The organism is Paenibacillus diazotrophicus (assembly GCF_042610465.1).
Window position 1 is genome coordinate 2,121,340 of the sequence record NZ_JBGJZN010000001.1, and the last position, 26,690, is coordinate 2,148,029.

The window sequence follows — 26,690 nt, forward strand, 5'->3', positions numbered from 1 at the left end:
AAAAAGAGCCATCCGGGCAACCCGGATGGCTCTTTTTGCTTAAACATAACACTGCGGCAATCCCCAAGCTCTACACTCTGCGGAAGCGCCACAGGACACTTTGAAAATCACCGTGTAACGCAGGTAGCGGCAATCCCGCATACATCAGATGGTCGCCCCCATATACGCCTCCGCCTTCCAGCCATTCATAATCTGCAGCCGGATCAAGACCCTTAAGACGCAAGTGGTATAGCTTATCATTGGGCTCAGCCAAGGTGCGGACATAGACGACCACAGCTTCCGACTGATCCTCCGCCGCAATCAGCCACGCCGTCTCATTCCCTTCAAAAGGACTACGAAGCCGGTACTGCTCTCCAAACTGGACAAGCGTACGCAGTTCTTTGTAGAGCGCCACCTGCGCTTTTACCGCTGCTTTTTCTTCCTCTGTGAACTTCGTCAAATCCAGCTCATAGCCGAAATTACCCGACATGGCCACATGTCCACGGAGTTCGAGGGATGTGTTACGCTGCACCTGATGGTTCGGAACCGCCGACACATGGCTGCCCATGGCGCTCAGCGGATAGACGATACTTGTGCCGTACTGGATTTTGAGCCGGCTGATGGCATCGGTGTTGTCACTCGTCCAGGTCTGAGGCATATAAAAGAGCATCCCGGGATCAAAGCGTCCCCCGCCTCCGGAGCAGCTCTCGAACAGCACATTCGGGAACTCCGAAGTGATTCGCTCAAGCACACCATATAGACCAAGCATATAACGGTGTGCTGTTTCCCTTTGTCTCTCCGGTGGCAGCTGTGCAGATCCGATCTCTGTCATATTACGGTTCATATCCCATTTGACATAGGTGATCGGCGCTGACCGCAGAACGGCCGCGATCCGGTCACCGATCGCCTGGCAGACATCCTCGCGTGAGAAGTCCAGCACCAGCTGCGTACGGGCCAGCGTTCTGCGGCGGCCCTGCACATGGAGGCACCAGTCCGGATGCTGCCGGTACAGTTCACTATCCGGCGAGATCATCTCCGGTTCAAACCACAGTCCAAACTGCATGTCAAGCTGGTTCACCCGCCGGGCGAGGTCCTCTAATCCTTCAGGCAGCTTGTTCGGATCAACCACCCAGTCTCCAAGTGAGCTGCGGTCATCGTCCCGGTGACCGAACCAGCCGTCATCCAGGACGAACAGCTCCATGCCCAGCTCGCTGCCGGCCCGGGCGATATTTTCAATCTTATCGGCAGTGAAATCAAAATAGGTAGCCTCCCAGTTATTCACAAGCACAGGACGTGTACGGTCACGGAAGGTACCGCGGGCCAGCCGCGTACGGTACAGCTTGTGATAGGTTCTGGACATCGCGCCAAGGCCGGCAGCAGAGAAGACAAGCACTGCCTCCGGGGTCTGGAAGGATTCTCCCGGCTCAAGCAACCAGTTGAAATCAAAGGGATTGATGCCCATCGACAAGCGGGTTGTCTGATACGGCTCAACCTCAACCTGAGCGGTAAAACTGCCGCTATAAACCAGGCTGACGCCATATACCTCCCCCTGATCTTCGTCTGCCCCCTTCGATAGAAGGGCTATGAACGGGTTATGGGCATGGCTGCTTGCCCCTCTGCGGCTCTCTACGCCTTGCATCCCTGATGCAAGCGGCCTGCGTTCTACATAACGTTCTCTTGCCCATGAACCTGACAAGTGCAGCAGATCATAGCTGGAATCCCGCAAGTCTACACTCATACTGAGTCCGCGCAGCAGCTTCAGCTCCCCTGCACCTTCATTCACAAAACGAACAGATCGCGTAATCGCATTCAATTTATTAAATACAGTGTAACTGAGTATGATCCGCAGCCCGGCTACGCTATCAAGCAGTTCAAGCTCCAGAGTCTCCGCTTCATCCTCATGCTCGGCATAAGTCGCCGGGAGGCCTTCAAGTGCGGGTTTGCCGCTGTAGATCCGATGGGTATCATATACGGCCTCGGAGGCCGTCGTTCCGCCAGGTGCCTGAATCTGGTAGGCAGGATGGCGGAAATCCCCGACACCATACGAAGGATATTCCTGCGAAATCGTATCATAGGAGATGGACATATCCTCAGGGTAGGGGCTAGGTGAGAAAGAGCAACGCTCCGTCCGCTGGAGAATAGAAGACAATGCGGTTGGTCGAATGGCTCTGCCCCAATAGACATGAGCTGGGACTCCTGTCGGAAGCAGCTGGATAACATAGCTGGTTGCACGGCTCTGAATGTGAAATATACGATCTTCTGAATGATACTGAATTCCCATTTGATCCTCCTAAAATTGTGGGCGAAGCTTCGCAGTAATTGTTCCAACTTGCACCCGGAAGCATCCGCCTGTCTGGATTTGTTAGTGTTTCATCCCCGCAAAAAACTCATTAAATAAGCATAAATTTCATTTTTGTTAGCAAAATCCATATGTAACTTCAATGAAACGGGCTTATTCCGCAAGCAAAGGTTAAATTTTGTTAGCGCTATCTTAGTATACTATGAAATCGTTTCGATTTCATTAGTGCCAGCGGTCATTTTGCATACTGCAGAATGACGATAGCCGCCCGTTCCCTCCGCTCCGCATCCTCACTCTGCAGTGCGGCCTTCAATACAGCGAGCGCTTCGGCAAGCATTTCCCCGTCCACGTTTCCACCTGTTTTCTCGCTGGCCTGGCTTTCTATGGTTGACTCTGTGATCCATAGATCAAGTCTGGCACCAGGCAACGGCCCTGAGTATTGCGAGACAACCGCATCCTCCATTAACCACTCTCTCAGCGCGTGATGAAGCATTGCAACAGGAACGCTTTTGAGCCAGGTTACTCCCCGTCTGTGGCACCGCCCATCTTCTGCCGAATCAAAAGACTCCGCATAAAAATAATCACCCAGATCACCCAAATACGCCCATTCTTCATCCGCTATCAGCACATAATCTCCATCCTGCATACCATGAACGAATATCAGAAGATTATTCAGCGCGGTGTCCAGTTCAGTTCCTTCAGGAGTCCCGGCAAGCATCAGACGACTACGTATCTCCTCCTTGCCTGCATTCTCCAGGTCCCCCACACCGTAATAACCGATACATACATAGTTATCCTGCAAAAACTCCTTCACCCGCTCCACACCCAGCGGCTCTGTCTTCATCTGATACAGCTTCATCGATGATCATCCTTCCCTTAACGATCTTCAAGCTTATGTGTAAGTAATTATATCTTAATAAACTAAGGAAAACGCAGAATAATAGCGCTTACATTAGATTCTTTTTCAAAACAGCCCCAAATTTAAAGTATTCGCCTTTTTACGGATCCGGGAAATGGGGGTATAATTCAGTTATCAACTCAAGGAAACCTACACTGCTGAAAAGAAGGCGGAGGGCAGATACATTCTCTCCGATAACAATCTTTAGCAGATGAACTTCCTGAGATTGAGACTATATCTTTGATCCTGTTGCTGAAACTTTCAATCCATCCAAGGACGAAAGGGTATGAGCTTCTTATAGCTCAAACATTGAACCATGAGACCAATCGTTAACCAGCGGATGAATTAGAGAAGAATCATAAGCAGGATGGGCAAATTTAGTGCCACCTCGGACGATTTCTACCCGGCTGAGTACAAGGATAGGATAAGGAGTCTGAGAAAAACATGGGTATAGTATCTACACCATAAACCCCTATTGTTGATGCAAATCAATAATAGGGGTTTATGCGTGTTCCGGTCATAAAGGGGCAGCCAGCTCCTGTCTGATGAAATCGTAGATGCTGCGGACGACCGGTTTCAAGGGGTAATCCACAATCCGGCAAATGATGCCGCAGGTCATATCAACAGCTTTGCCCTCCAGCCTCCGGAATACAGTTCCGGCAGGAACCGGGTCAAGCGTAACCTCAGGCACAAGCGCAATTCCGAGGCCGCTCTGCACATAGAACTTCAGTGCAGACATGCTGCCGATTTCCATTGTACTCAGCGGCGGTCCGGCAGACTCCTTCAGCACGCTCTCCAGTTTTTTGCGGTAAGGACAACCGGGTGCAGTAATCAGCAAGCGATGACCGCGCAGATGATCTGCAGTAATGACAGGCTCAGATGCAAGTGGATGACCTTCCGGCATTAACAGCACAAATCCCTCTGTAAACATCGGTTCAAAATGCAATTCCTTCCCCAGCTCCGGAGCGGAGCAGAGTACAACATCCAATTCCCCGTGCAGGAGCCGCTCACAAAGCGCACCTGAACCCGCGATATCCACGGACAGCTCTACTTTGGGAAATAGCGATATATATTTCTGCAGAATGACTGGCAGACGGTAGCTTGCTGTCGGATCAGACGCGCCTATGCGCACACTCCCTGCTTCCCCTGATTTCAAATCCGTGATGCTGCTCTGCAGCCGTTCCATATCCTTCACAATTCTGAAGCTCTGTTCATGGAACAACCGTCCGGCTTCGGTTAATGTGATCCCTTTGCCCCGTTCCAGCAATATAACTCCCAGATCAGATTCCAGCTTCTGAATTTGCATCGTGACCGTAGATTGGGCATAGTTCAGTTCCTCTGCTGCCCGGTTGAAGCTCCCGGTCTGAACGATGGCATGAAAGGTTTTTAATGTTTTCAGATCCAGCATCCTTCACTCCCTCCACCTCAGAATACACTTTACTCATACTTACACTCACATTCACATTCACTTCAACAAAATTGAATTCTTCCTTCAATTCATTCAATTATACAAAATCCAGCGCGTTGTATACACTGCAAATAAGGATAAAACAACATCAAGGAGTGGATACTTATGGAATTAGCAGGAAAGGTTGCACTAGTCACAGGTGGAGGAACGGGGATTGGCCGGGCGACTAGCCTCGAACTGGCTGCACGCGGAGCCACAGTCGCTGTTAATTATTCACGGTCTGAAGCAGAAGCGATGGTTACAGTTCAGCAGATCATTGATCAAGGCGGACGGGCCCTTGCGGTTCAAGCGGATGTAGGGCGGGATGCGGAGGTAAGAAATATGGTTGAGAGGATCTCCGGAACCTTCGGTACCATCGACCTGCTCGTGAATAATGCGAGCATCACCAGACATATTCCTATGGATGATCTTGAATCGGCTACAGATGAGGTATGGGATGAACTGTACACTGTCAACGTCAAGGGTATGTTCTTCTGCGCAAGAGCAGCAGCGGCACATATGAACAAGAGCAAGCAAGGAGCTATTGTTAACCTTGGCAGTATAGCCGGGAATACAGGAACTGGCTCCTCCCTTCCCTATGCTGTATCCAAGGCGGCCGTTCATGGGTTAACCCGATCCCTGGCCCGCGCACTCTCTCCCCATATTCGGGTCAACTGTGTAGCACCGGGTGCGGTCGCCACCCGATGGTGGACGGGACGAGAAGAACAAATGCGCCAGCTTGCGCCGAATCTGCTGCTCCAGCGGATTGCTGAACCGGTGGATATAGCCCGCCTCATCTGTTCCACTCTGGAGCAGGAAGCAATGACCGGCCAGATCATTACGGCGGATAGCGGACAGACATTATAATGACCGAAGCGTAAATAACGAACCTATAGCTCTAAAGCGGGTTTCCCGTTATCATCAACAAAAACGCAGAGCAGTGATCCTCCAATAAAGGAATGATCACTGCTCTGCTCATTTTCTGCAACAACCCTGTTAAGTTCTTCTAATCCAGGTATGCGGGTAAGTTAGGAAGGTTCATTCCCCCATACCAGATTTCCGGAAAGATACACCGGAGCTTTCATCCAGTCTACATAGTTGGTATCTGCCCCATTGAAGGAGAAGTCTCCTGTCTGCGTGTAGGTGCTCCAGTTCGACTTCGCAGCCCGCATCTGGATGTCAACGCTTGCTCCAGCCGCCAAAGATCCGGCTGCACTGGTAAAGCCAATCTCAAGGTAGTAGTCTGCGCCAGTCTTGTCAGACGGCATTTTGACAAAGCTGCCTGTAACATTCGCACTGCCGACCTGAGACCAGTCACAGAAGAAGTTCTGAGTTTGTTCACCGTCAATGGTGTAGTAGTATCTTAATTTCACGTCTGCCAGCGAAATGCTGCTTGTCCCTGTATTGACCAGCTTAAACTTTGGATTAATGGATTGAACCGTTGCTGCTGTTGCACCGTTAAACATCTGCAATTTAAGTGCACCAACCGGTGCGGCGGTTGTATCCACAATACTTACTGCAAGTGATTGCGCTGCTCCGGCGCTGAAGCTGAAGGTTAGCGTAGTGGTGCCCACTGCCTGCGCCGCCAGGTACTCTTTCTTGATCGTTACAGTTGTCCCGCTGAGCGTATAATCCGTACCCGCCACCAGGGTAGCCGCACCGTTCTTGATTGAACTGAGGGTATTGCCATTCAGAGTCAGCGTTACTGGAACATCTGCCTGATTCACAGTTTTCTTATCAAAGCTGGCGCTCCCCGGAGCAATGGCCGAATTGGCTGCCACGGTTGTATCCCCAATAGTGACTGCAAGTGATTGCGCTGCTCCGGCGCTGAAGCTGAAGGTTAGCGTAGTGGTGCCCACTGCCTGCGCCGCCAGGTACTCTTTCTTGATCGTTACAGTTGTCCCGCTGAGCGTATAATCCGTACCCGCCACCAGGGTAGCCGCACCGTTCTTGATTGAACTGAGGGTATTGCCATTCAGAGTCAGCGTTACTGGAACATCTGCCTGATTCACAGTTTTCTTATCAAAGCTGGCGCTCCCCGGAGCAATGGCCGAATTGGCTGCCACGGTTGTATCCCCAATAGTGACTGCAAGTGATTGCGCTGCTCCGGCGCTGAAGCTGAAGGTTAGCGTAGTGGTGCCCACTGCCTGCGCCGCCAGGTACTCTTTCTTGATCGTTACAGTTGTCCCGCTGAGCGTATAATCCGTACCCGCCACCAGGGTAGCCGCACCGTTCTTGATTGAACTGAGGGTATTGCCATTCAGAGTCAGCGTTACTGGAACATCTGCCTGATTCACAGTTTTCTTATCAAAGCTGGCGCTCCCCGGAGCAATGGCCGAATTGGCTGCCACGGTTGTATCCCCAATAGTGACTGCAAGTGATTGCGCTGCTCCGGCGCTGAAGCTGAAGGTTAGCGTAGTGGTGCCCACTGCCTGCGCCGCCAGGTACTCTTTCTTGATCGTTACAGTTGTCCCGCTGAGCGTATAATCCGTACCCGCCACCAGGGTAGCCGCACCGTTCTTGATCGAACTGAGGGTATTGCCGTTCAGAGTCAGCGTTACTGGAATATCTGCCTGATTCGCTGTCTTCTTGTCAAAGCTGGCTGTGACTGGTGTAATCGCGGAATTCGCTGTCCCAGTTGTATCAACAACTGCTATGGTCAGTGTTTTTGCAGCACCCGCACTGAAATTAAAAGATAGCTGGGTAGTGCCTACTGTCTGGGCTGCCAAATAAGCTTTCTTAATCGTTACAACGGATCCGCTTACGCTGTAATCCGTTCCAGCGGTAAGTGTTGCCGAACCGTTCTTAATGGAGCTAAGTGAAGCACCATTCAGTGTCAGAGTCACTGTGAGATCTGCCTGGTTTGCAGTCTTCTTATCGAAGCTGGCAGCCGTTGGTGTAATCGACGCGCCGGCGGCAGGAGGATTGACCGGATCTGCATAGAGTGTGCCTCTTCCGTTAGTCCCGAGATAGACACGGCCATATACCCGAGGGTCTCCGGTAATTGCCATGTTGATTTTGGCATATTGATGGGCGTCATCATTGATCCGAACCCATGATGCGCCTGCATCATCAGAACGGAAGATACCTCTGACCCCATCGATTTTGGCTACAGTATAAAGTGCCATATAACTCTGGCCCGGAGCAGCCATTCCGAAGCCGATCAGATCGCTTTCCTCAACATTAGTTAGCTTGGTGAAGCTTGTCCCTGAATTGGTAGAGTGCCATAAGCCATATTTGTTCTCAACTGCGTTGCCGCCAGCAAACCAGATGTCGCCCTCGATGCCCGGCACAGCTTTCATGCTGACCTGCGCCTGGTTCGGCTGCAGATCTCCTACATTATTGGTCGGGAAACCCGAGGCCGCAGAGGCAGTGAAGGTAGCTCCGCCGTCTGTGCTGATATAGAAGGTTCCGGCATAGAAAGCATAGAATTTGTTCGGGTTCACCCGGTCGGATGCCACTTTGGCGCCTGCCGGAACCCCGGTGCTTGCAGTCCAGGAGTTGCCCGTGGTTTTGGAATAATAGACTCCAATATCCGAAGTGCTCCACAGGATAGAATTGCCGTTAGCCGATACCGCAACCTGTCCTTGTCCTGCGGTAGTCTTGATTCCGTTCGAAGGTTCGCCATTCGGCATATACCAGTTCACGCCGCCGTCATTGGAGATTCCGATCGATTTCATGCTCGGGGTCTTCTCCTTATCAGCACCTCCTACACGAACAACATAGGCAGGATTCAGTTCCGCATAATCAATGCCTGTTGTTGTTGCCCAGGACGGGCTGGTCTGGAACTTGGCGGGTGCCTGAGTGACATCTTCATACCGGAAGCCGGAGACGTCTCCAAGCGCCGTAATCAGGTGGGCGGTTCCCGAAGGAGGGCTGATCAGGCCAAGAACAGCCGTTTCTTCTACTCCTTTGGCCATCACAGAAATATTTACTGTGCCACCGGTATCCCATGAGGTCAGATTGTTCGTTCCATAGATCGTCGCTCCTGTGCCGTACATCATGCGGTTGGAGTTGAACGGATCGATCTCCAGATCACCCATCATCCAGCCCAGTTTTGGAGACGGATCCAGTGAAGTGGAGTTAGTGATTCCATGATTGAGCCAAGGCGCTGCGGTGATGTCCATAGCAAATTTGTAGCTCCGTTCAGGATAGCTGCCCCAGTCCCAGATCCGGCTCCAAGTGGCACCGCCGTTTGTACTGCGGAAGATCACTTCGTCCGGCCACCAGGCATTCAGACTCGATACCATCACGGTATCCGGGTGCTGGGCATCCACAGCCAGGCCGCCGAAGCCGTACCAGTTATCCGTTCCGGTGCTCGGGCTGATGTTGGTCCAGGCTCCGCTTGCCGTATTCAGCTTCCATACTTCACCCTTGCTTCCATCATAAGGGCCGACACCATTACTGTAGGTGATGTAAAGTTCTCCATTAGAAGACAGCACCCCATGATGAGGCAGGAGGCCGGTTGGCTGTCCGGGAACTGCCGTCCACGTTGCTCCGCCGTTCGTACTGCGGTAGACACTGCTAGCGGTATCCGCAACACCCACATAGATTGTTTGTGTGGCGTTGCCTAGCGTGCCGGTGCTTTTATCAAAAGTAATCCACGACAATCCTACCAGGTCATTACCGTACTCAAGCGTCGGATTCTGAATATAGGTGCCCACATTCGGGAAGGAGCTTACCTTCGACCAGGTAACACCCGAGTCTGCACTTTTCCATAAGCCATTGCCGCTTCGCGCTCCAAAAAAGAGAATGCTGTTCTTGTTAGGGTCGATAACCAGGCGCTCCCCTGCAGACCGGCCGGGCATATTGCCCCCAACCTTGAACGGCAGCGGAGTAGACTGCCAGGTATTCCCCCGGTCGCTGGAGCGCATAATCTGCCCGTTATCATCCCAGCTGTTGGTATAGGTTCCTGTAGCCATATATACCTTGTCCGGATTAATGGGGTCTGTAGCGAGTGCATCCACACCGTTCTTGTTCCAGTCTACCCAGCCTACCGCATCGCTGATGGATACCCAACTGCCAGTGGTTTGATTCCAGCGGTAGGCACCGCCGATATCAGTGCGTGCATAGATTAAATTCGGTTCACTCTGATTAAAAATAATGCCAGGTACAAAACCTCCGCCTGCGCCGGTGACGACACTCTTCCAGTTGTAGGCTTCGCTTGCCGCTGCTCGGGTAATCGCTGGAAAGGCGGTGAATAACGAGCTTGTCATAGCGGCCAGCAGTACAACCAGACCCAGTTTTCGGATACGTTTACGTGTCACGATTTACGCCTCCTATGATTTAATTGTTCCCAGTCCATTCCTTGTGGTTCTTGGGCTTTTCCCGTCTTCTTGCCCCTCCTTCCTGATCCCCGATCTAATCCGGCAAACAGCAGCTTGTACATATGGTAACGCTTACATTATAATTGGAAAATATTATAATATGATATGGAAAATGGTTGATTTTGCGGGAAAATGGTCGCCTATTTACGTACCATTTTCACACTATAAATTACATATTAAGTATATAATGTTTCTTCTGCCTATGTTTAGACGGAGGATAATCACATAAAAAAAACTATTCCTTGCTGTGAATACAGCATCACAGCAGAGGAATAGCATTATTAGCAGCATTGCTGGGCTTTTACGTCCTGCATCGGATATGTTCTATCCCCTTCTACGCAGCAGCCCAATGGCCGCCAGCAAAAATGACAGCAGAGAAATGCCCATCGTAATGTACAGCAGTGGAGAAACGTCTGCTTTGGTGTCAAGTTCTCCCATTATCGCATTGTGTTCGTCCATGCTCATCGAATCTTGGGCACCCGCGCTCATATCCGCCGAGCTGTGAGAGTGGCCGCTGCTCCCTGACGCTGCTTGTACAATCTCGGTGATGGCATGAGGAGTATCGGCTCCTTCATCACCGGACCATTGAACCAGACTGCCGTCGGCATAATGCTGGTAGGCATCCCAGGCGATTTCACCCGCAGTATCCGGATTTTTGGCCGTGAAGTAAAAACGTTGGAACTGCCCGGCCTCTATCCCTGCTCCAGTCGATGTCCAGCTGATTTTATTGCCGTCAATCGCCACTTTCCAACCCGGTACAGGCTCGTACTGTTTGAATTCTGCCCCTTCGGGAATGCGCAGGTCGATCTGCACGGTTGCAGCATCTTTTTCGGACGGCACTTTCAGGGTATATGTCTCCCAAGCACCGGTGGTTGATTCTGCAGGTGCCACAGTCACATGCGCACTGGCCACTGCTGTTAACAACATTAGAGCTGCGGCCGATGGTGCGGCCAGGATCGTTATTTTACGAAAAAGCCTATTCAAATGAAACGTCCTCCTCTATTTTTTCTTGGGAAAGTCCCGTTCCCGCGGAGCGATTCCCTGCTCCAGGGCATACCGTGTCAGCTGTGTTCGGTTCTGTAGCTGCAGCTTCTGGAGGATGTTTTTGAGATGGTTTTTGACCGTATGCTCCGATATGCCGAGCGTTGCCGCAATTTCCTTATTGGTGGAACCGGAGGATACACAGCCCAGTATTTCCCTCTCCCGTGCCGTTAATGCTTGCCCCTCTTCCTTAACGGATGTGACCGCAAATTCCTTCAGAATCTGAAAAGCCAGCTCCCGGCTCAGTGGAACCTCCTCACTGACAATGGCGAGCAGATATTCAATCCATGTGGACGGAGCCAGATTTTTCAGCAGATACCCTTGTGCCCCCTGCTTCAGCGCCTCGAATAAATAGGAGATTTCGTCGGAAACGGTTACGATTACGATTTTGACATAGGGGTATTCCTGTTTGATCCGCCGTGTAGTCTCCAAGCCATCCATTTCCGGCATCTGAATGTCGATCAGAATCAAATCAGGCATCCACTGACTTGTCCACGCTATAGCTTCAGCACCGCTCCCCACCGCACCAATAATCTCAAAACGCTCATCCATCGCCATAATCTCGCACATCGCCTCGCGGGCATGAGCATGATCATCCACTACAAGCACCCGGTGGCGATTCATAAAGAGTCTCCTCCTTTCGCGATCTCTATAGTGGTTCCGGATTCTCCCGACTTCAGCGTAAGCGTCCATCCCATACTTTCAACACGTTCTTTCATGATCTGCAGACCATAACTGCCGTTTACGGCAAAAGGGTCCTCGTGCCGGATTCCGGCACCGTCATCAGAGACTCCAACCCGCCAGCCCCGCCCATCTTCCCGTCCAGAAATCGCAACCTTGCCCGCGCGGGTATGTTTGCGTACATTAACCATTGCCTCACGGATGCAGGCGAGCAGCTCAACTTGTTCAGCAGCACTGAAGATGTCCTCCCGCAGATTCCAGTCCAAGGCTACCTCAACCGACACCTCATCCGCAATCTGTGCCAGCTGCCCCTGGACCGACAACATGAGCAGAGATGCCTGCGGACCCGCAACCGGAACCTTCAGATTCGATATAGCCTGCCGGACATAACGGTTGACCTCATGTACGGTTTTTTTGAGCTGCCTGATCGATTCCCCGTTCATCTCGCCCCGCTCCTGCTTTTGTTCCAGACGATCAATCCGTACCGAGAGCAAAAATAAGGACTGGGCCATCCCGTCATGAAGCTCTCTCGCCAGCGCCTCCCGGGCCTCCATTGCCGTCTTCAGCACACGTTCCTGCTCCAGTTCCCGGGCATTCTTTTCCATCAGGGAGAACAGAGGTACCAGCAGGACTATACTGAACAGGAACACAAGCACCGGTGTTAAGTAATTGCCCATGTTCATGGAGAGATAAGGCATCAGGAACTGATGGCGCACAATCTCCCAGATGCCCACCATAACGGTTGGAAGCAGCAGAATAAGCAGTTTAATTCTTGTATACGTTACTGTCGCCTCCCCAATCTTAGGATTACATTAGCATTCTCCCGCTAACCCGGGCATGACTCTTTAGGGCTATAACGCGGTTATAAATGTTACAAAAATAAGTATTTTAAATTCTCGCAAAAACAGATGCGGCTCGCACCACATCCGTTCATTCCGTATATTATCCATTCATTCAGACGGACACTGTCCAACCACCACTCTACAAAGGTGAGGTGTACCGGCTATAGCGGATATCCATTTCCTTCATATATGCCCCCTGCTGAAGAAGGAAAAACGAATTCACACCTTCCGCACCCCACCAGTTGATACCAAGCGCTACACCGGTTGCAGTCCTTGCCGCAAAGAGCAGTGAGAACATCTCCGGTAGGATTTCGCCTCCGTCATCGACGCGCCAGACTGAATATTCATTGTCCTGAATGACAGCAGGATAGTCCGTGAAGCTGAGCTCGGTATTCTTTTGCAGAACCAGACTAAACAGCATATTCTTATCCTGTCTCGCGAACTGAACCAGATACAAATGGAGCTCACCGGTCGGGTCTGCCAAGTCTGCCAGTTTCCAGATCGATTGAATTTCCCGCTGCTTAAGCGCAAAGATTGCCGTCCGCACCGGATGATCGGCTTTTAGCTGGTGTAGCTGTTCTACCGCAGGTTTGACTGCAAGCAGCGCCCCTGGAGCAAATACTTCAGAAACTGCCAAGTAGTAGGTCTCATCTGTTGCAGCACTGCCTTCTTCTACAGTAAAAACATATCCCGACAAATTGGCAAAATTATTTGCCAGATCTCTACCATTCGTCTCTGCATGGCCAGGCTGCCATTTCTCGAATCTTACAGTGAGCAGCTGGCCATTGTGGCCAACAGCCCTATTCAGCTTTTTCATCTCCACCAGCTTGCTATCATCTTCCCATGCCGCCAATATGTGCTTGCCTGTGCTATCTGCAAACCCGAAGTTTGCAGTCAGGCTCGCTGGATCCAGAGTTGGCACTAGTACCTTTGTGGGTGCAGTTGAAGATGGAACATTACTGGCAGCTGTTGCCTCGTCAGAGGGCACATTAACCTCATCTGTTGCCGCTGGTGATAGCGGCGCTGGCCGATCGCTCTGTTCTGCGGAGGCTGTAGGGGAAGCGCCTGGATTAAGCCCGTCCGTTGAGTCCGCTTCCTGCGATGAGCATCCGGCCAGCAGCACAAAGACCATTACAGAAATTCCAAGCCGCTTCAGCATTGATGTACCCTCCTGGACAAAATCATATGGTTCTAAAATATACCCATACTCAGGTAACGTTCACCCGTGTCGGGAGCGATGCACAGCACCCTTTTGCCGCTGCCGAGCCGCCGTGCTTCCTGAAGCGCCGTCCATACCGCCGCTCCGCCGGAAGGCCCGATCAGAATTCCCTCTGTGCTGGCCATGCGTCTGACTGTCTCCAGTGCATCCTCATCAGAGACCTGGACAATCTCATCATATACTCCGGTATTCAGGATCGCAGGTACAAACCCCGGGCTGGTCCCCACCAGCTTATGTGGCCCAGGCTGTCCGCCGGAGAGTACAGGAGAGCCCTGAGGCTCCACCACAACAATGCGGATCTCAGGCAGCCGCTGACGCAGCACCTCTCCGGTTCCCGTAATTGTGCCTCCTGTTCCTGAAGTAGCTACGAACACATCCAGCCGTCCTTCCATTTGCGCCAAAATCTCTGGTGCCGTCGTGGTCCGGTGAATATCGGGATTTGCTTTGTTCTCGAACTGCTGCGGAATGAAGCTGTCCGCGATTTCATTCCCCAGCTCCAGCGCCTTAGCAATGGCTCCGGGCATCCGGTCCGCTGCGGGGGTCAGAACAACTTCTGCCCCGTATGCTTTTAGAATATTGATCCGTTCCTTTGTCATATTATCCGGCATCACCAGAATGGCTTTGTAGCCTTTAGCCGCGGCGTTCATGGCCAGTCCGATGCCGGTATTTCCGCTCGTCGGTTCAATAATCGTTCCGCCCGGCTTCAGGTTTCCGGCTAACTCAGCCTGGTGAATCAGATTATAGGCCGCCCGGTCTTTCACGCTGCCGCTGGGGTTGAACATTTCCAGCTTCACATACAGCTCGGCATCCTGAGGCCCGGTCAGACGGTTCAAGCGAACCACCGGTGTATGGCCGATTAATTCCGTAATATTGTTAACTACTAGAGATGACATGGGTAAACCTCCTAATTACTTGTTGTGCTGTTTATCACTCATTGTAGCGCTGCAGGACTGCTCTTGTCGATTGTCTGATATTCAGCTTCATTATAAGCAAATCTTGAAGAAAGACCCAAAAAGAGGCCCCGCCGTCTCCGGCAGGGCCCAGATTTCAAAGCTGCAGGAACCGTAGATCAAGCTTTGCTGAAATACAGTCCAATAATTATACAATAAATCTGGCAACCAATCCTTGCAGCCCTTGAGCCATAGCGTTCAGGACGCTTGCGGAGGAGGCGATTTGCTCAACCGAGGCCATCTGTTCCTGTGAAGCAGCAGAAGCCTGCTGTGTATTCGCTGCAGTAGTCTCAGAGATTTGCACCACAGTGCGGATAGACTCCACAATTTCTTCAGTAGCTGCTGTAATTTGTTCCACTGCTCCGGAAACCTCCTGCACCTGGTCAGCCAGGGAATCGATGGAATTGCGGATTCCGCCGAAGGACCTGCCAGCTTCTTCGATAACCGCTGTCCCTCCCTGTACCTCGCTCATGCTGTTCTTCATAATCTTCACCGCATCGTCGGCATCGGACTGAATACCAGCTGCCATCACAGCAATGAGATTGGCTGATTCACCGGACTGCTCAGCCAGCTTGCGCACCTGATCCGCGACTACCGCGAACCCGCGTCCCTGCTCTCCAGCTCGTGCCGCTTCAATCGTTGCATTCAGTGCCAGCATATTGGTCTGCGAGGCGATGTCCTTGATGACGTCCACAATGCTGGTAATCTCACGTGAACGACCCACGAAGCTCAGCACCTGGCCGGACAACATCTGGATGGAGCTGTTGATAGAAGCCATCTGCTGAACCGCGGCCTGCAGGGACTCATCACCAGCAACTGCATATTCGCTTGATCGAATCGAAGCTTCAGATATATCCTGCACACTGGAGGCGATCTGCTGAATGCCAATGGACATCTCCACAATTGTGGTCATATTGGTCTGCAGATCGTTCATCTGGCGGTCATTGCCTGAGGCTACCTCGCCCATAATGCCTGCGATCTTCTCAGTAGCCTCGGCAGTAATCCCACTGTCTGAAGTTAGTTGTACGGAGGAAGCTGCCAGTCCGCTTGCCGACTCTGTCACCTGCCCGATCATCACAGCCAGATTATCCGTCATCTTGTTGAAGTTATGGGCCAATTCCCCGATTTCATCTTTACTCCCTATCGTCAGCTTACGGGTCAGGTCAGCATCGCCTTCGGCAATTTCCTTCAGCTGTGCATTGACATGGCGAAGCGGCTTCAGAATCCGCGCCGACAAGAGCAGTGCAATCCCTGCTGCTAGCAGTACAGACAGACCCGTCACGCCCAGGCTGACGGCCATCGCAAAACCGCGGTGATTGGCTGCCTCGCTCTGTTCCTTCTGGATTTCTTCGGTTAGCACGTTCTGAAGCACCAGCTGGGAATCTATAATTTTGTCCAGAGAAAGCGTCGTGAACGCCTTTTGGGCTACAGGGAAATTCCCTTCTTTTGCCTGCGCAAAGGCACTTTCCAGCACGGTTAGATAATTACTCCACTCATTCTGCAGATTGGTAATTCCCGCCTGCTCGGCTTCGCTAAGCCCGGTGGCCTGGAGTTCCTTGACCGCCTCTGTAATTACAGGAATCTGGGCTTCATAGCTGGTCAGATATGTCGTCCGTTCCTCATCGGTGTTGCTCATCACATACCTTGCCGCCAGGCCGTCAGCTGTACGGATTTTGTCCGTCAGCCCCTGCACGAGCGACAGCTTGCTGTAATTACGGTTAATCTGATCCGTAAGCATGCTGACCTTGCTTTGAAAGAAGGTATTGCCGGCAATAGCGACAAGAAACACAATAATAACTGCGGTGAAGCCGAGTAATATTTTGGCGCGAATTTTGGTGAACATCATAAGTATTCCTCCGTATCTGTATGTACTAATTAGCGTGCTGCAACATGGTTCTCTGTTATGTAAAGAACAATTGCTATAATAGGCTCTACGCTCCCCTTCCCTGAAATGAAGTTAAGTATTTTCTGATAGTTTCATCCTACTTCTCCAAGCTTAAATGAAGCTGAAGCAGAGCTAAGAGTTGTCTATGGATATCCAGCGATACTTGAAAACACAAAAAAACCGTCCTCCAGCCTAAGGCCGAAATTGACGGTTGTGGTTTACTCATACAGATTGCCATTCGCCAGCAGAGCCAGCTTGTCCTGGTCCAGCACACTAAGGCTCCCTTTCCTGCGCTCAATGATCCCTTCCTCGACAAAACGGCGCACTATCCGGTTCAGATGCCGGTAGCTGGTCCCGAGCAAATCTGCAGTTTCAGCAAGTGTAGAGGTACGGATCTCTTCCACGCGTTGCCCGCCGCTGTCTGCAAACAGGGACAGCAAGTAGCTGGCAAAACGGTTTTCCAGCGGATATAGCAAATTCAGTGCCGTAGTCTGGCCAAGCGTATACATTTTGTGACTAAGCTCTCCCACCAGAAAACGAAGCAGTGCCGTATTTTGCTCCAATTCCTTAAGAATTAACTCGCGTCCGGCCACCAGCAGCAGACTATCGTCCACCGATACCACTTCATTCTTAACCGGATATTGCTGCAGCAGCTCCACATCTCCGATCAAAGACATCGGTCTCGCAAAACGCACCAGCAGTGATTTTCCGTTAGGCAGCAGTGTATGAATCTTAAGCCTGCCCTGCACCAGAATATACAGATGCTCCAGGTGGTCCCCCACCAAACATATGGCTTCCCCGTCACTGTAGCGCCGCAGCTCCATTAAGGCAATCACCCTACTGCTGAATATATCCTCCAGACCATTTTGCCCGGCCAAAGCACTAACCTGATTCCGGTCTGCAATCCACTGCATACAGTAGCTCCCCCCGTCCTGTCACGAATGAACTAAATGTAACACAGCACCGGGGAAGCAGCCAACTTCTCTGTACACAGGAGTTCACCGTATGCGGCTGCATCATTCTACTCTCCAAAATAATGCTCCAAAGCCCGCTCCGCACGATCCTTCGCGACATTAAAGGATGTCCATCGGTGCGTGGCCTGCGGCTGACTTTCCCACTTTTCACGGAGGATGGCATCCAGTTTGCCGTTCTCCTGCTTATTGAAGTCGATCAGCAGCGGCATAACGTCCGGTGACAGCTGGGATAAATAGCTGGTGTCGAGCACGCCGCTCTTCTGATAACGCTGGATATTCTGCTTCGCAATAATATGATCCATGCCGAGATAGTTCACCAGCACGTAAGAGAGCAGGCCTAGCGCAAGACAGCACTGTGCGAGCGGGAACTGCACCCGGCTGATCCGCACCGCCGCCAGCACTAAGAGCAGCCCGAGGAAGATCATAAACGCATGCACCAGAAACCGGATATACGTATAGCCATAAGCTTCTTCATACAGCATCAGCCGAGAATAGGCAGAATACAGCATGATTACAGAACAGAGTACGAGGACGTAGAGCAGAATATGAATGGTTGTACGCATTACGCTTCGCTCAGGTCTATCCGAATGCAAGGACAGCAGGAGCAGAATGAAGTTGATCGAAGTCACCAGGATCAGCTCAAAAAAACCGTTCCGCGCGTAATCGGCATATGTGCTTCCCTCCGGCAAAATGCCATCCCAGGCACCGAAAAGGTAGGAAAATTGTATACTGACAAACAGTACATATACCGTATTGATGACCGTGAGAATGGTAGTAAGAATTACCGGATCCACTTTCAGTGATAAAGGCTCAGGCATCAGCTGGAGAGCAGAATCGGGGGTTTTTATATTTTCCATATTCAGCTCCGGCTTAGGATTCCATACATATACCTTGTGATCGACATAACCCCAAAGGAGACCGAACATGCCCAGACCCAGCAGAATGATCCATAACAGACGTGCAAACCCTTCGCCAAAAGAAATCCGTTCCAGCATCTGCGGGAACTTTGACAGCAGCTCATGGAATACCCCGTCTGCCGAGGAGAGAAGTGAGGTTACAATGAGCAGCAGCGGCAAAGAAATTCCCAATCCAATCAGCACTTTGATCAGCACCTGCTTGCGTTCATCCTGTATTTTCTCCCCGCCGAAGATTCTGCGGATAATTCTTGGCGCAGTTCCCCAGTGCCGCAGACTTTGGGCAAAAAAATGCTCTGCAGCAGCTCCTATAATCCCGATCCCGCTCCAAGAGGGCTGTTTATAGCTAAGCATGTAGGTCATATGTAATATGATCAGCGCCGGAATGACCAGCAGGTTCAGTCCGAAGAATAACCAGTTCGCAAACAGTGCATAGGTCAAGGAGAGAAGCAGGATTGCTCCCACCCAGACATAGCTAACCACTGAAGGCGGACGCATCTTCTCTTTGGCAAAATAGAGTACAAACATATAAAATAAACACACAAAAATCGGATAGGAAACTCCCGGTATGGCCCCGTAAAACAGATACTGGTTCAGAGACGCCAGCAGAAAAGCCGCTCCCAAAGCCTGGAGAGCCCGTCCCGGATTCGATACGGATAGATCATTCATTGTAAATACCCCCATCTTTTTGCTTTCTCACCCTGATTTTAACTGATAAAATAAGAAGAAAAAGAGAAAGAATATACGGATTATTTCCTATTTTAGAAGGAGACCACAATTCATGAAGCTGCACAGCCAATTTCTGAAGCTCCACTCTCAGCATGGAGGACCGGCGGAAATTTCCGTTACTCTGGATGAGCTGGCCGCAACCTTTAACTGCACTCACCGCAATGCCCTTCATATTGTCAATAAAATGGTCGGGCAACACTGGATCGCCTGGACTCCCAGCCGCGGCCGGGGAAAACGCTCAAAGCTGGCTTTTCTTGTGGAAGCAGAGGATATTGCGCTGGAGTCCATGAAGCAGGCAATCAGCAGCAAAGACATGGGGAGCGCAATAGAAGGGATACGAGGACATGCAAGTTCCTCCTCACTTCAGGATACACTGCAGGGCTGGCTGCTGGCCTATTTTGGCCATCATTCAGAAATCCGCAGCAATAAACAGATCGATACGCTGCGACTTCCGGTTACCCAGAAACTTCAGACCCTCGACCCGCTGTATATGAATCTGCTGGCCGAGTCCTTCGTCTCCAGCCATATCTTTGACGGGTTGGTAGGAAGAAGCGGGGATCGGGGCATTGTTCCAGGTCTGGCCCATGCCTGGGATGTGGATGACAGCCGCACAGAATGGACATTTCATCTGCGTAAGGATGTTCTGTTCCACCATGGAAAAGTGCTGTCTGCCGAGGATGTGGTCTATACGCTACAGCGGCTGTTGCAGTCCTCACAGCGGACGCTTTACAGTTCTATCTTCAAGGAAATCAGCAGGGTCGAAGCACTGAATGCTGCTACGGTACGCATGATACTTCGAAATCCGAATGAGCTGTTTCTGCCGTTCCTCTGTACCAGCCGGGCAGCGGTTGTTCCTCGTGAACCAGAATCAGCAACGGCGAGTGCCTTTGGCCGGAGACCTGCCGGCACCGGACCCTTCAAGCTGGTGGAGATGAATGAGGATCTCTGCGTGCTGGAGGTATTCCCTTATTACTTTCAGGGCCGGGCTCATCTGGACCGTGTGGAAATTCTTCATGTACCGTTCAGCAATGAGCAGGTACCTCCTGATACTGTATCGGCCTTTCATATTATCCACAATCCTTCGGCAGCAGACTCCTCCTCCTGGAGCCAGATTCATTCTGAATCCTGTGTGCGCAAGTTTGTCACCTGCAATACCAAGAAAAACGGACCGTTAAGCGATCCCCAGCTCCGCGCGGACATCCTGTCCTGCCTGGATGGAACTGCAGCGTCTCCGGCCAGCGATATTCAAGCAAGGCAGACAGAAGCTTTGCAGATTGCCACCATTCCGCAATATCTTGGGGACGCTAGCCACATTGCCTCCCTGCTGTCACAGTACGGTTATACCTGCAGCCTCTTGTCGGTGTCGCCAGAGGAATTCAAAGGTCCTGTGCGCCTGCAGGCCGACCTCATTGTCTTCTCTCTGCTACGGGATCAGGACGAGCAACTCCGGCTGTACGATCTGTATGTAACGTTATCACAACATCTGGATCCCGGCACACGGGCAGATATTGAAGGTTTGCTTAACCTCATCTCAAGAGAGCCTGATCCAGCCGCAAGAGCGGGGAGCTTCAAGCGGATCGAAGACAAACTGACAAGGGATCATCAGCTGCACATCCTTTACGAAAAGCCAGTTCAGACGGCATATCTTCCGTCTGTGCGAGGTGTTACCTTCAACAGTCAGGGCTGGGTAGACCTGCGTCATCTGTGGTTTCCGCGCGGCATATAAAACAGCTCCGGCAGAAGACCCACCGGAGCTGTTCGTTCGTGTATTGAATTAGAACTTTATGCCTTACCAGGAAGGCTGTCCATAAGTCCCTTCCCGATTAGATTGGCGGAAGGCGGTTTCTTACCGACTTCTCTGGCCCACACGGAGAGCTGACCGATATGATGAATTTCGTGGGCAATCATATGGCGCATGATCTCGCCCCAGGCATCTGTTGACATCGATCCGTCTGGCTGCTGTTCCGTGAAGACATTCCGCTCCATCCCCTCATTCCAGCTCAGTACAAAAGGCTCCACCTCCAGCCGGAAGCGTGCATCAAGCTCTCTCACCTTTTCCAGACTGCTGAACTCGGCGAAATCCTCCTGGAAATCAGGTTTGCCCAACATTCCCATGGTCCAGCTCCACTCCACATCGGCTATATGAAATAATGTCTTCAGAATGCTGCCAACCCCGCCAACCCGCGGTTTGAGCAGTTCCTCCGCCGTCAGGTCTTCACACCACTTGTACCATTCCTCCCGAACCATCCAGTTATAGCGGAAAAATGTCTGCATGAAATCCCTCCAATTCATAGATATAAGAACAGCAAACTATTGTTAAATAGATCACAATTGTTTCCAGTTTATCACATCAGAGGAGGGACTCGGAAGGTAAAAAATACTTATAATTATTTCACCGATCCAACCATGCCGGCTACAAATTGCTTCTGCATCAGGAAGAATACCAATGCCGTCGGAATCGTACCGATCACAATTGCAATCATAATCATCCCAAAGTCTGGAGCATAGCCTGAGCCTAGCGTGGAGATCAGAAGCGGCATGGTCTTCGTCTCAGGAGTCTGCAGGACAATCAGCGGCCAGAGGTAGTTATTCCAGCTCGACATGAAGGTAATGATGGCACCGGCGGCATAAGTGGTTTTCATCGTCGGCAGATAAATCCGCAGGAAGATCCCCAGCTCGCTGAGTCCGTCCATACGTCCCGCCTCCAGCAGCTCCTTAGGAAACATCTTCGTGCTCTGCCGGAAGAAGAAGATCAGAAATGCCGTGGTCACCGTAGGCAATATCACCGCCGTCATCGTGTCGATCCCCATCCAAGGGAAGACATTGGAGATCTGTCCGAACATCCGGTACAGCGGAACCATCAAGGCGGCAAACGGAATCATCATCGACAGTAGCAGGATGTTGAATACGATGTCCTTTGCACGGCTGCGGAACACCTCAAAGCCATAACCGGCGAGCGAGGCGATCAGGAGTGCCAGAATCGTTGTCGTGATCGAGATTTTCGCCGAGTTGATGAGTGACTGCTGCAGATCTGTAGTTTCCAGCAGATTACGGAAGTTCTCCAGTAGATAAGAGCCTGGCAACAACCGCCCGCGGGTAACATCAACAGACCGGTTTGTAGAGCTTACCACCATCCACAGAAATGGGAAGATCGAAATGGCGGCAGCAATACTGAGAAGCAGGTATGTGAAAAACCGTTTACTTTTAGCCATTATTTATCACCTGCCACTTTGAACTGGATGAACGACAACACTGCAATCATAATCACAATGGAATAGGATACGGTAGCCGCATAACCGAAGTCTGCTGCATATTTGAAGGATAGATTATAAATATATTGGGAGATCGTCTGTGTAGCGTTACCGGGACCGCCCTTCGTAATATTCATAACCTCGTCGAACAGCTGCAAGGTTCCGATAGTGGATGTAATAGAGGTAAACAGGATGATCGGCTTCAGCAGCGGTACGGTAATGCCGAAAAACTGCCGCGTTGCGGAAGCCCCATCAATTCTGGCTGCCTCATAGATTGAACTGTCGATATTCTGCAGAGCAGACAGATAGAAGATCATATTGTAACCGGTCCACCGCCAGGTAATCGCGATAATAATTGTGATCTTGGCCCAGAACGGATCGGATATCCACTGAATGGGCGTGTTAATCAGATGAAGATTCATCAGGAAAGTATTGACAAGGCCGTCGCCGGCAAACAAATATTTGAACACTACCGAGTACGCAACGAGCGAAGTTACACAGGGCAGAAAGATCGCTGTCCGGAAAAAACCTTTGAATTTCAGCTTACTGTCGTTCAGCAGCACCGAGATAAACAGTGCCAGAACGATCATCAAGGGAACCTGAACCAGCAGGAAGATAAAGGTGTTTTTGACCGAAGTAATAAACGTTTTGTCTGACAGCAATCTTGTATAATTATCAAACCCTGTAAAGGTAAGGTTGGTTCCTGTCCCTGTCTGGAACGATAATATCAAAGCCTGCAGCATCGGATAAAAGTAGAATACAAAGATTAGGATAACGGCCAGCAGGACAAAGGACCATCCGGTGAGCGCGCTTTTTCTGCGAATGCTTAGGTTTGCATGTTTCACTAAGGCCCAGCCTCCTTGAAAGTATAAGTGTCATTAAAAACCCCCGGACGCACTTTCTTCTCCTGAACGTTAGGAGCAGCAAGATACGCCCAAGGGTTAATGGTTTGAACCGTTTTAGCTATTTAATCTGTGATTCGGCCTGGGCCTGGGCATCACTCAGTACCTTGTCGATATCCTTGCCGTTCATGTAGTTTTGCATTTCCACGATCAGAATATCCTCAATAGCATAGGTGTTGACGCCATAATTCACGCTTGGAATCTGCTCTGTCCATGAAGCAAAATCAGAGACAACCTTTTGTCCGCCAAAGAATTCATTGGCCTGGCTGTAAGCCTCTCCACTCGATGCTGCTTTGAGGGTACCAATTACACCAATGTCTTTAAGCAGCTTTTGATACAGATCTGCATTAGAGCCAAAGGTCTTAGCCATGAAGTCTGCAGCAGTTTCTTTGCCGTCGACATTCATCACGTACCACGAGCTGCCGCCAAGGTTGGAGGCATGAACCGATTTATTGTTCGTCAGCTTCGGAAGCGGAGCAATACCCCATTTGCCGGATTGGGAAGCCTCAGCAGTAATCGATGGTGTAATCCAGTTACCGGTTGGCACGGATGCTACTGCACCGCTGTTCAGGGCCGCCACGAATTGGCTCCAGTCCGCATGTACATTGGCTACATTGGCTTCAGTAAGCTCTTTGTAGGTTTCAAATGCTTCCTTCAAAGGTGCATTGCCGGCAATGTTCGGTGTTTTTCCGTCTTCTTTCAGGTACCAGGAGCCGGCAGACTGAATCATCACACGAATCAAGCCAAGGTCGTTCGGATCTAGCGTAATCAGAGACTTTCCGGTTTTCGCTTTCACAGCTTTACCGATTTCAATGTATTTCTTCCAGTCTATATCCTGCAGATCTGACAGCTTGTAGCCGGCCTGTTCCAGATAATCGGTTCTGAAATATAGACCGGTTACCCCGGAGTCAAACGGAATCCCGTATTGCTTGCCGTCAAGGCTGGTCGGACCGCTTTTGTAATCTGCAAAGTCAGAACCTTTAATATAGCTGCTGAGATCGAAGAAGGAATCCTTATAAGCTTGAAGGAAGCTCTGGGACCGGTAATCCTCAATCAGTACTATATTCGGCAATCCCTTGGTTGTCCCAGAGTTCAGGCCGGTGTTCAGCTTTTGAATAATATCGCTTTGGGCATATTCGACAATATTGATTTTTACATCCGGGTTGGTTTTGGCATATTCAGCTTTTGCTGCTTCCAGAGCGGCAATGTTAAAGGCAGGGTCCCACGCCCAGATTGTAATTTCTTTGGCCTGTGCGGTCTTGCCTCCGGCATTCCCCTCTTTTCCAGTGTTCGCCGCGTTGTTCTTGGAATTGGAACCGCAGGCAGTTAACAGCAGCATACAAATCAGTAGTAAGGCAAAGCTCTTTTTCATTTGTTATCCTCCCTTTTTTTGTGTGCTTGAGTGAGTGAATGCGCCTTTCTGTAAGCGCTTCCCGATTACATAGATAATCTTATCATCCGTCTTGCAGGTTCCGTTAGAACTTACTTTGTGTGGATTGGTCATTCTATCGCCTGTTTGTAAGCGTTACCTATTGCTTCCTTTGTTCTTTTTTTGGATATTGGTATTAATTTTGTCCACGCAATAGCGGAAGACGAATTTTGACAGCAGTGCCTTCACCCGGACGGCTCTTGATCGTAATCCCGTATTCTTCGCCATACAGCAATACAAGGCGGTCATGCACATTCCTGATTCCAATTCCGGTGAACTGCTGGCGTTTGCCCTCTGGCTCGGATAAAGGAAGATCCTGCTCATCGATCTCCATACCGTCTCCATTGTCGATGATTTCACAGACCAGCGAGCCGGCATCCTGAGAAATTAGCACATGGATGTAGCCTTCGCTTTTCTTCGTAAAAGCATGAAAAAAAGCATTCTCAATAAACGGCTGAATAATCAGCTTCGGCACATGAAACTCCATGCAGTCCGGTGAGATAAAGAAATTGACCCGGATCCGTTCGCCGTACCGCACATGGTTAATAAAGACATACGACTTCAGATTCTCCAGTTCCTGGGTTATGGTGATACTCTCACTAACATTGCTCAGCGCATTTTGCAGCATCGATATCAGAGCATGAATCGTATGCACCGCCTTGTCTTTGCTGCCCTGCTGCACCAGGAAATTAACAGAAGCCAGCGTATTGTAGAGAAAATGCGGATTGATCTGATGCTGTAAGGCGGCGAGCTCTGCTTGACGCTGATCTTTTTGTGTCTGAACTAATCGGGCCACATAATCATTCAACTCATCAAGCATGTAGTTGTAAGTATGCCCAAGCTCCTGAAATTCAAAGCTTCCGGTTACGGTAATATAATTATGGAAATTCCGGTGTGTGATTTTGGACATCTGCCGGGTGAGCAGCGTTAAGGATCTGGTAAGTTTCCGGGAGATCAAAAAAACAATGATCAGTGCCACGATCACGATAGACGAGCAGATCAAGACGACCGCCTTCTTATCAACCATCTGGCCGAGGGCGGTTTGTTTATCAATCAAATTGACGATATAAAAATCGTAGGAAGACAAATAATCTGCAATCAGAATCGAGTCTGTCCCCCGGAAATCGACATTCATATATTCAAGCTTCTGGGCTTCAATATCCTTGGCGTATCCCAGCAAATCTTCAGCCTTCTGCCCCATGAGGTCACTGCGGTTACTGGAGACAATGACTCCGTCCCTGTTCAGTATCGCCACATCGTTCCCAGTGCTGACAAAGCTGGCGTAAAAGGGCCGGAAGTCCTTTTCATGAATCGTAAAATACAAGGTTCCGTAAATATCGCTTGTCGTCCGCTCCATGAGCGCTTTGCTGCCAACGATTACCCCGTCTTTCTGATTCGAACCTGGTCTGGACTCCTGGTAGAACTGGTACATCAGTCTTTTGGGTTCAGCCAGTGTGTTTCGCGTCAGTTCATGCTCCCGCAGCTCTGCATCGGTCATCAGCAAATTATTGGTATTGGTGGAATAGCTGCGTCCGTTTTCCCCCATGATTTTGATCCCGACCTGGTAGGTGTCCAGCGTCGACTGGATTTTTTTCATCTGGGTTGTCATGTTGTAGAAGGTTCGCAGCTCACGCACAGAGGTAGAGTCTTCATCCGTCAAAAAGCTCTTAATCGTTCCGCTCAGCTGTGCATTATTGGTAGCCGTGACGATGGAATAATGGAAGGTTTCAAAGTTAGCCTTAATCTGGTTCAGCACCTTCGAATTCGTAATACTGAAAGTCTCCATGAACAGCTTCTCCGACATGCGGACTGTCGTCCAGGATGCCGAAATCGCTACGGCGATGATGCTGATGACCATAACAATAAAGATTTTGATAAACAAACTGTGAAATTTATAACGCTCCCAGTACCTTCGCATATCTA

The 26,690-nt window shown here is 50.6% G+C and carries 19 protein-coding genes; 2 read left to right on the plus strand and 17 right to left on the minus strand.

Annotated elements, in window-relative coordinates; genetic code table 11:
• Window positions 1-70 precede the first annotated feature (70 nt).
• The 3 genes from ACAN54_RS09720 to ACAN54_RS09730 all read right to left on the minus strand — a co-directional run bounded on the left by ACAN54_RS09720 (window position 71) and on the right by ACAN54_RS09730 (window position 4,581).
• A complete protein-coding gene (locus ACAN54_RS09720; protein ID WP_379153434.1) occupies window positions 71-2,260 on the minus strand; it encodes an alpha-galactosidase in 2,190 nt (729 codons plus the stop codon).
• A gap of 253 nt (window positions 2,261-2,513) precedes the next feature.
• Entirely contained in the window at window positions 2,514-3,137 is a 624-nt protein-coding gene (locus tag ACAN54_RS09725) for a hypothetical protein (RefSeq protein ID WP_379153436.1), read from the minus strand.
• A gap of 556 nt (window positions 3,138-3,693) precedes the next feature.
• The gene (locus ACAN54_RS09730) at window positions 3,694-4,581 is read right to left on the minus strand and encodes a LysR family transcriptional regulator (protein ID WP_379154199.1); all 888 of its coding nucleotides are present in this window, start codon (window positions 4,579-4,581) and stop codon (window positions 3,694-3,696) included.
• Between the two features lie 168 nt (window positions 4,582-4,749).
• On the opposite strand from ACAN54_RS09730, the gene ACAN54_RS09735 reads away from it, so the two are divergent.
• Window positions 4,750-5,490: an SDR family NAD(P)-dependent oxidoreductase gene (locus tag ACAN54_RS09735; RefSeq protein WP_379153438.1), complete on the plus strand. Its 741-nt coding sequence runs from the start codon at window positions 4,750-4,752 to the stop codon at window positions 5,488-5,490.
• Between the two features lie 161 nt (window positions 5,491-5,651).
• Here the strand turns inward: ACAN54_RS09735 and ACAN54_RS09740 are convergent, their stop codons facing one another.
• From ACAN54_RS09740 to ACAN54_RS09780, 9 genes are all read right to left on the minus strand, one after another.
• Entirely contained in the window at window positions 5,652-9,839 is a 4,188-nt protein-coding gene (locus tag ACAN54_RS09740; RefSeq protein WP_379154201.1) for a X2-like carbohydrate binding domain-containing protein, read from the minus strand.
• A 435-nt stretch (window positions 9,840-10,274) separates the two neighbouring features.
• Window positions 10,275-10,934, minus strand: a complete 660-nt coding sequence (locus tag ACAN54_RS09745) for a YcnI family copper-binding membrane protein (protein ID WP_379153466.1) — start codon at window positions 10,932-10,934, stop codon at window positions 10,275-10,277.
• A gap of 15 nt (window positions 10,935-10,949) precedes the next feature.
• Window positions 10,950-11,615 carry a response regulator gene (locus ACAN54_RS09750; RefSeq protein ID WP_379153468.1) on the minus strand — a complete coding sequence of 222 codons (666 nt, stop codon included), beginning with the start codon at window positions 11,613-11,615 and terminating at the stop codon, window positions 10,950-10,952.
• The gene (locus ACAN54_RS09755; protein WP_379153470.1) at window positions 11,612-12,409 is read right to left on the minus strand and encodes a sensor histidine kinase; all 798 of its coding nucleotides are present in this window, start codon (window positions 12,407-12,409) and stop codon (window positions 11,612-11,614) included. Before ACAN54_RS09755 ends, ACAN54_RS09750 begins: the two co-directional genes overlap by 4 nt.
• Before the next feature lie 244 nt (window positions 12,410-12,653).
• Window positions 12,654-13,673, minus strand: a complete 1,020-nt coding sequence (locus tag ACAN54_RS09760) for a hypothetical protein (protein WP_379153472.1) — start codon at window positions 13,671-13,673, stop codon at window positions 12,654-12,656.
• Between the two features lie 32 nt (window positions 13,674-13,705).
• On the minus strand, window positions 13,706-14,626 hold the full coding sequence (gene cysK, locus ACAN54_RS09765; protein ID WP_379153474.1) for a cysteine synthase A: 921 nt from the start codon (window positions 14,624-14,626) through the stop codon (window positions 13,706-13,708).
• 205 nt (window positions 14,627-14,831) lie between these two features.
• Window positions 14,832-16,529, minus strand: a complete 1,698-nt coding sequence (locus tag ACAN54_RS09770; RefSeq protein WP_379153476.1) for a methyl-accepting chemotaxis protein — start codon at window positions 16,527-16,529, stop codon at window positions 14,832-14,834.
• 257 nt (window positions 16,530-16,786) lie between these two features.
• Complete coding sequence (locus ACAN54_RS09775) at window positions 16,787-17,482, minus strand: Crp/Fnr family transcriptional regulator (protein ID WP_379153478.1); 696 nt, start codon at window positions 17,480-17,482, stop codon at window positions 16,787-16,789.
• Between the two features lie 107 nt (window positions 17,483-17,589).
• Complete coding sequence (locus ACAN54_RS09780) at window positions 17,590-19,125, minus strand: DUF4153 domain-containing protein (RefSeq protein ID WP_379153480.1); 1,536 nt, start codon at window positions 19,123-19,125, stop codon at window positions 17,590-17,592.
• Window positions 19,126-19,237: 112 nt separating this feature from the next.
• Here ACAN54_RS09780 and ACAN54_RS09785 point away from each other — a divergent pair, with 112 nt between their 5' ends.
• The gene (locus tag ACAN54_RS09785; RefSeq protein ID WP_379153482.1) at window positions 19,238-20,911 is read left to right on the plus strand and encodes an ABC transporter substrate-binding protein; all 1,674 of its coding nucleotides are present in this window, start codon (window positions 19,238-19,240) and stop codon (window positions 20,909-20,911) included.
• Between the two features lie 56 nt (window positions 20,912-20,967).
• On the opposite strand, the gene ACAN54_RS09790 is transcribed toward ACAN54_RS09785, so the two are convergent.
• The 5 genes from ACAN54_RS09790 to ACAN54_RS09810 form a co-directional block, all read right to left on the minus strand.
• Window positions 20,968-21,459, minus strand: coding sequence for a DinB family protein (locus tag ACAN54_RS09790; protein WP_379153484.1), 492 nt, complete (start codon window positions 21,457-21,459; stop codon window positions 20,968-20,970).
• A gap of 113 nt (window positions 21,460-21,572) precedes the next feature.
• Window positions 21,573-22,397 carry a carbohydrate ABC transporter permease gene (locus ACAN54_RS09795; protein WP_379153486.1) on the minus strand — a complete coding sequence of 275 codons (825 nt, stop codon included), beginning with the start codon at window positions 22,395-22,397 and terminating at the stop codon, window positions 21,573-21,575.
• Window positions 22,397-23,281 carry a carbohydrate ABC transporter permease gene (locus tag ACAN54_RS09800; protein ID WP_379153488.1) on the minus strand — a complete coding sequence of 295 codons (885 nt, stop codon included), beginning with the start codon at window positions 23,279-23,281 and terminating at the stop codon, window positions 22,397-22,399. The genes ACAN54_RS09795 and ACAN54_RS09800 overlap by 1 nt, the downstream gene beginning before the upstream one ends.
• A gap of 118 nt (window positions 23,282-23,399) precedes the next feature.
• Window positions 23,400-24,710, minus strand: coding sequence for an ABC transporter substrate-binding protein (locus ACAN54_RS09805; protein ID WP_379153490.1), 1,311 nt, complete (start codon window positions 24,708-24,710; stop codon window positions 23,400-23,402).
• A 193-nt stretch (window positions 24,711-24,903) separates the two neighbouring features.
• Window positions 24,904-26,685, minus strand: coding sequence for a cache domain-containing sensor histidine kinase (locus ACAN54_RS09810; RefSeq protein ID WP_379153492.1), 1,782 nt, complete (start codon window positions 26,683-26,685; stop codon window positions 24,904-24,906).
• Between the last annotated feature and the right edge of the window lie 5 nt (window positions 26,686-26,690).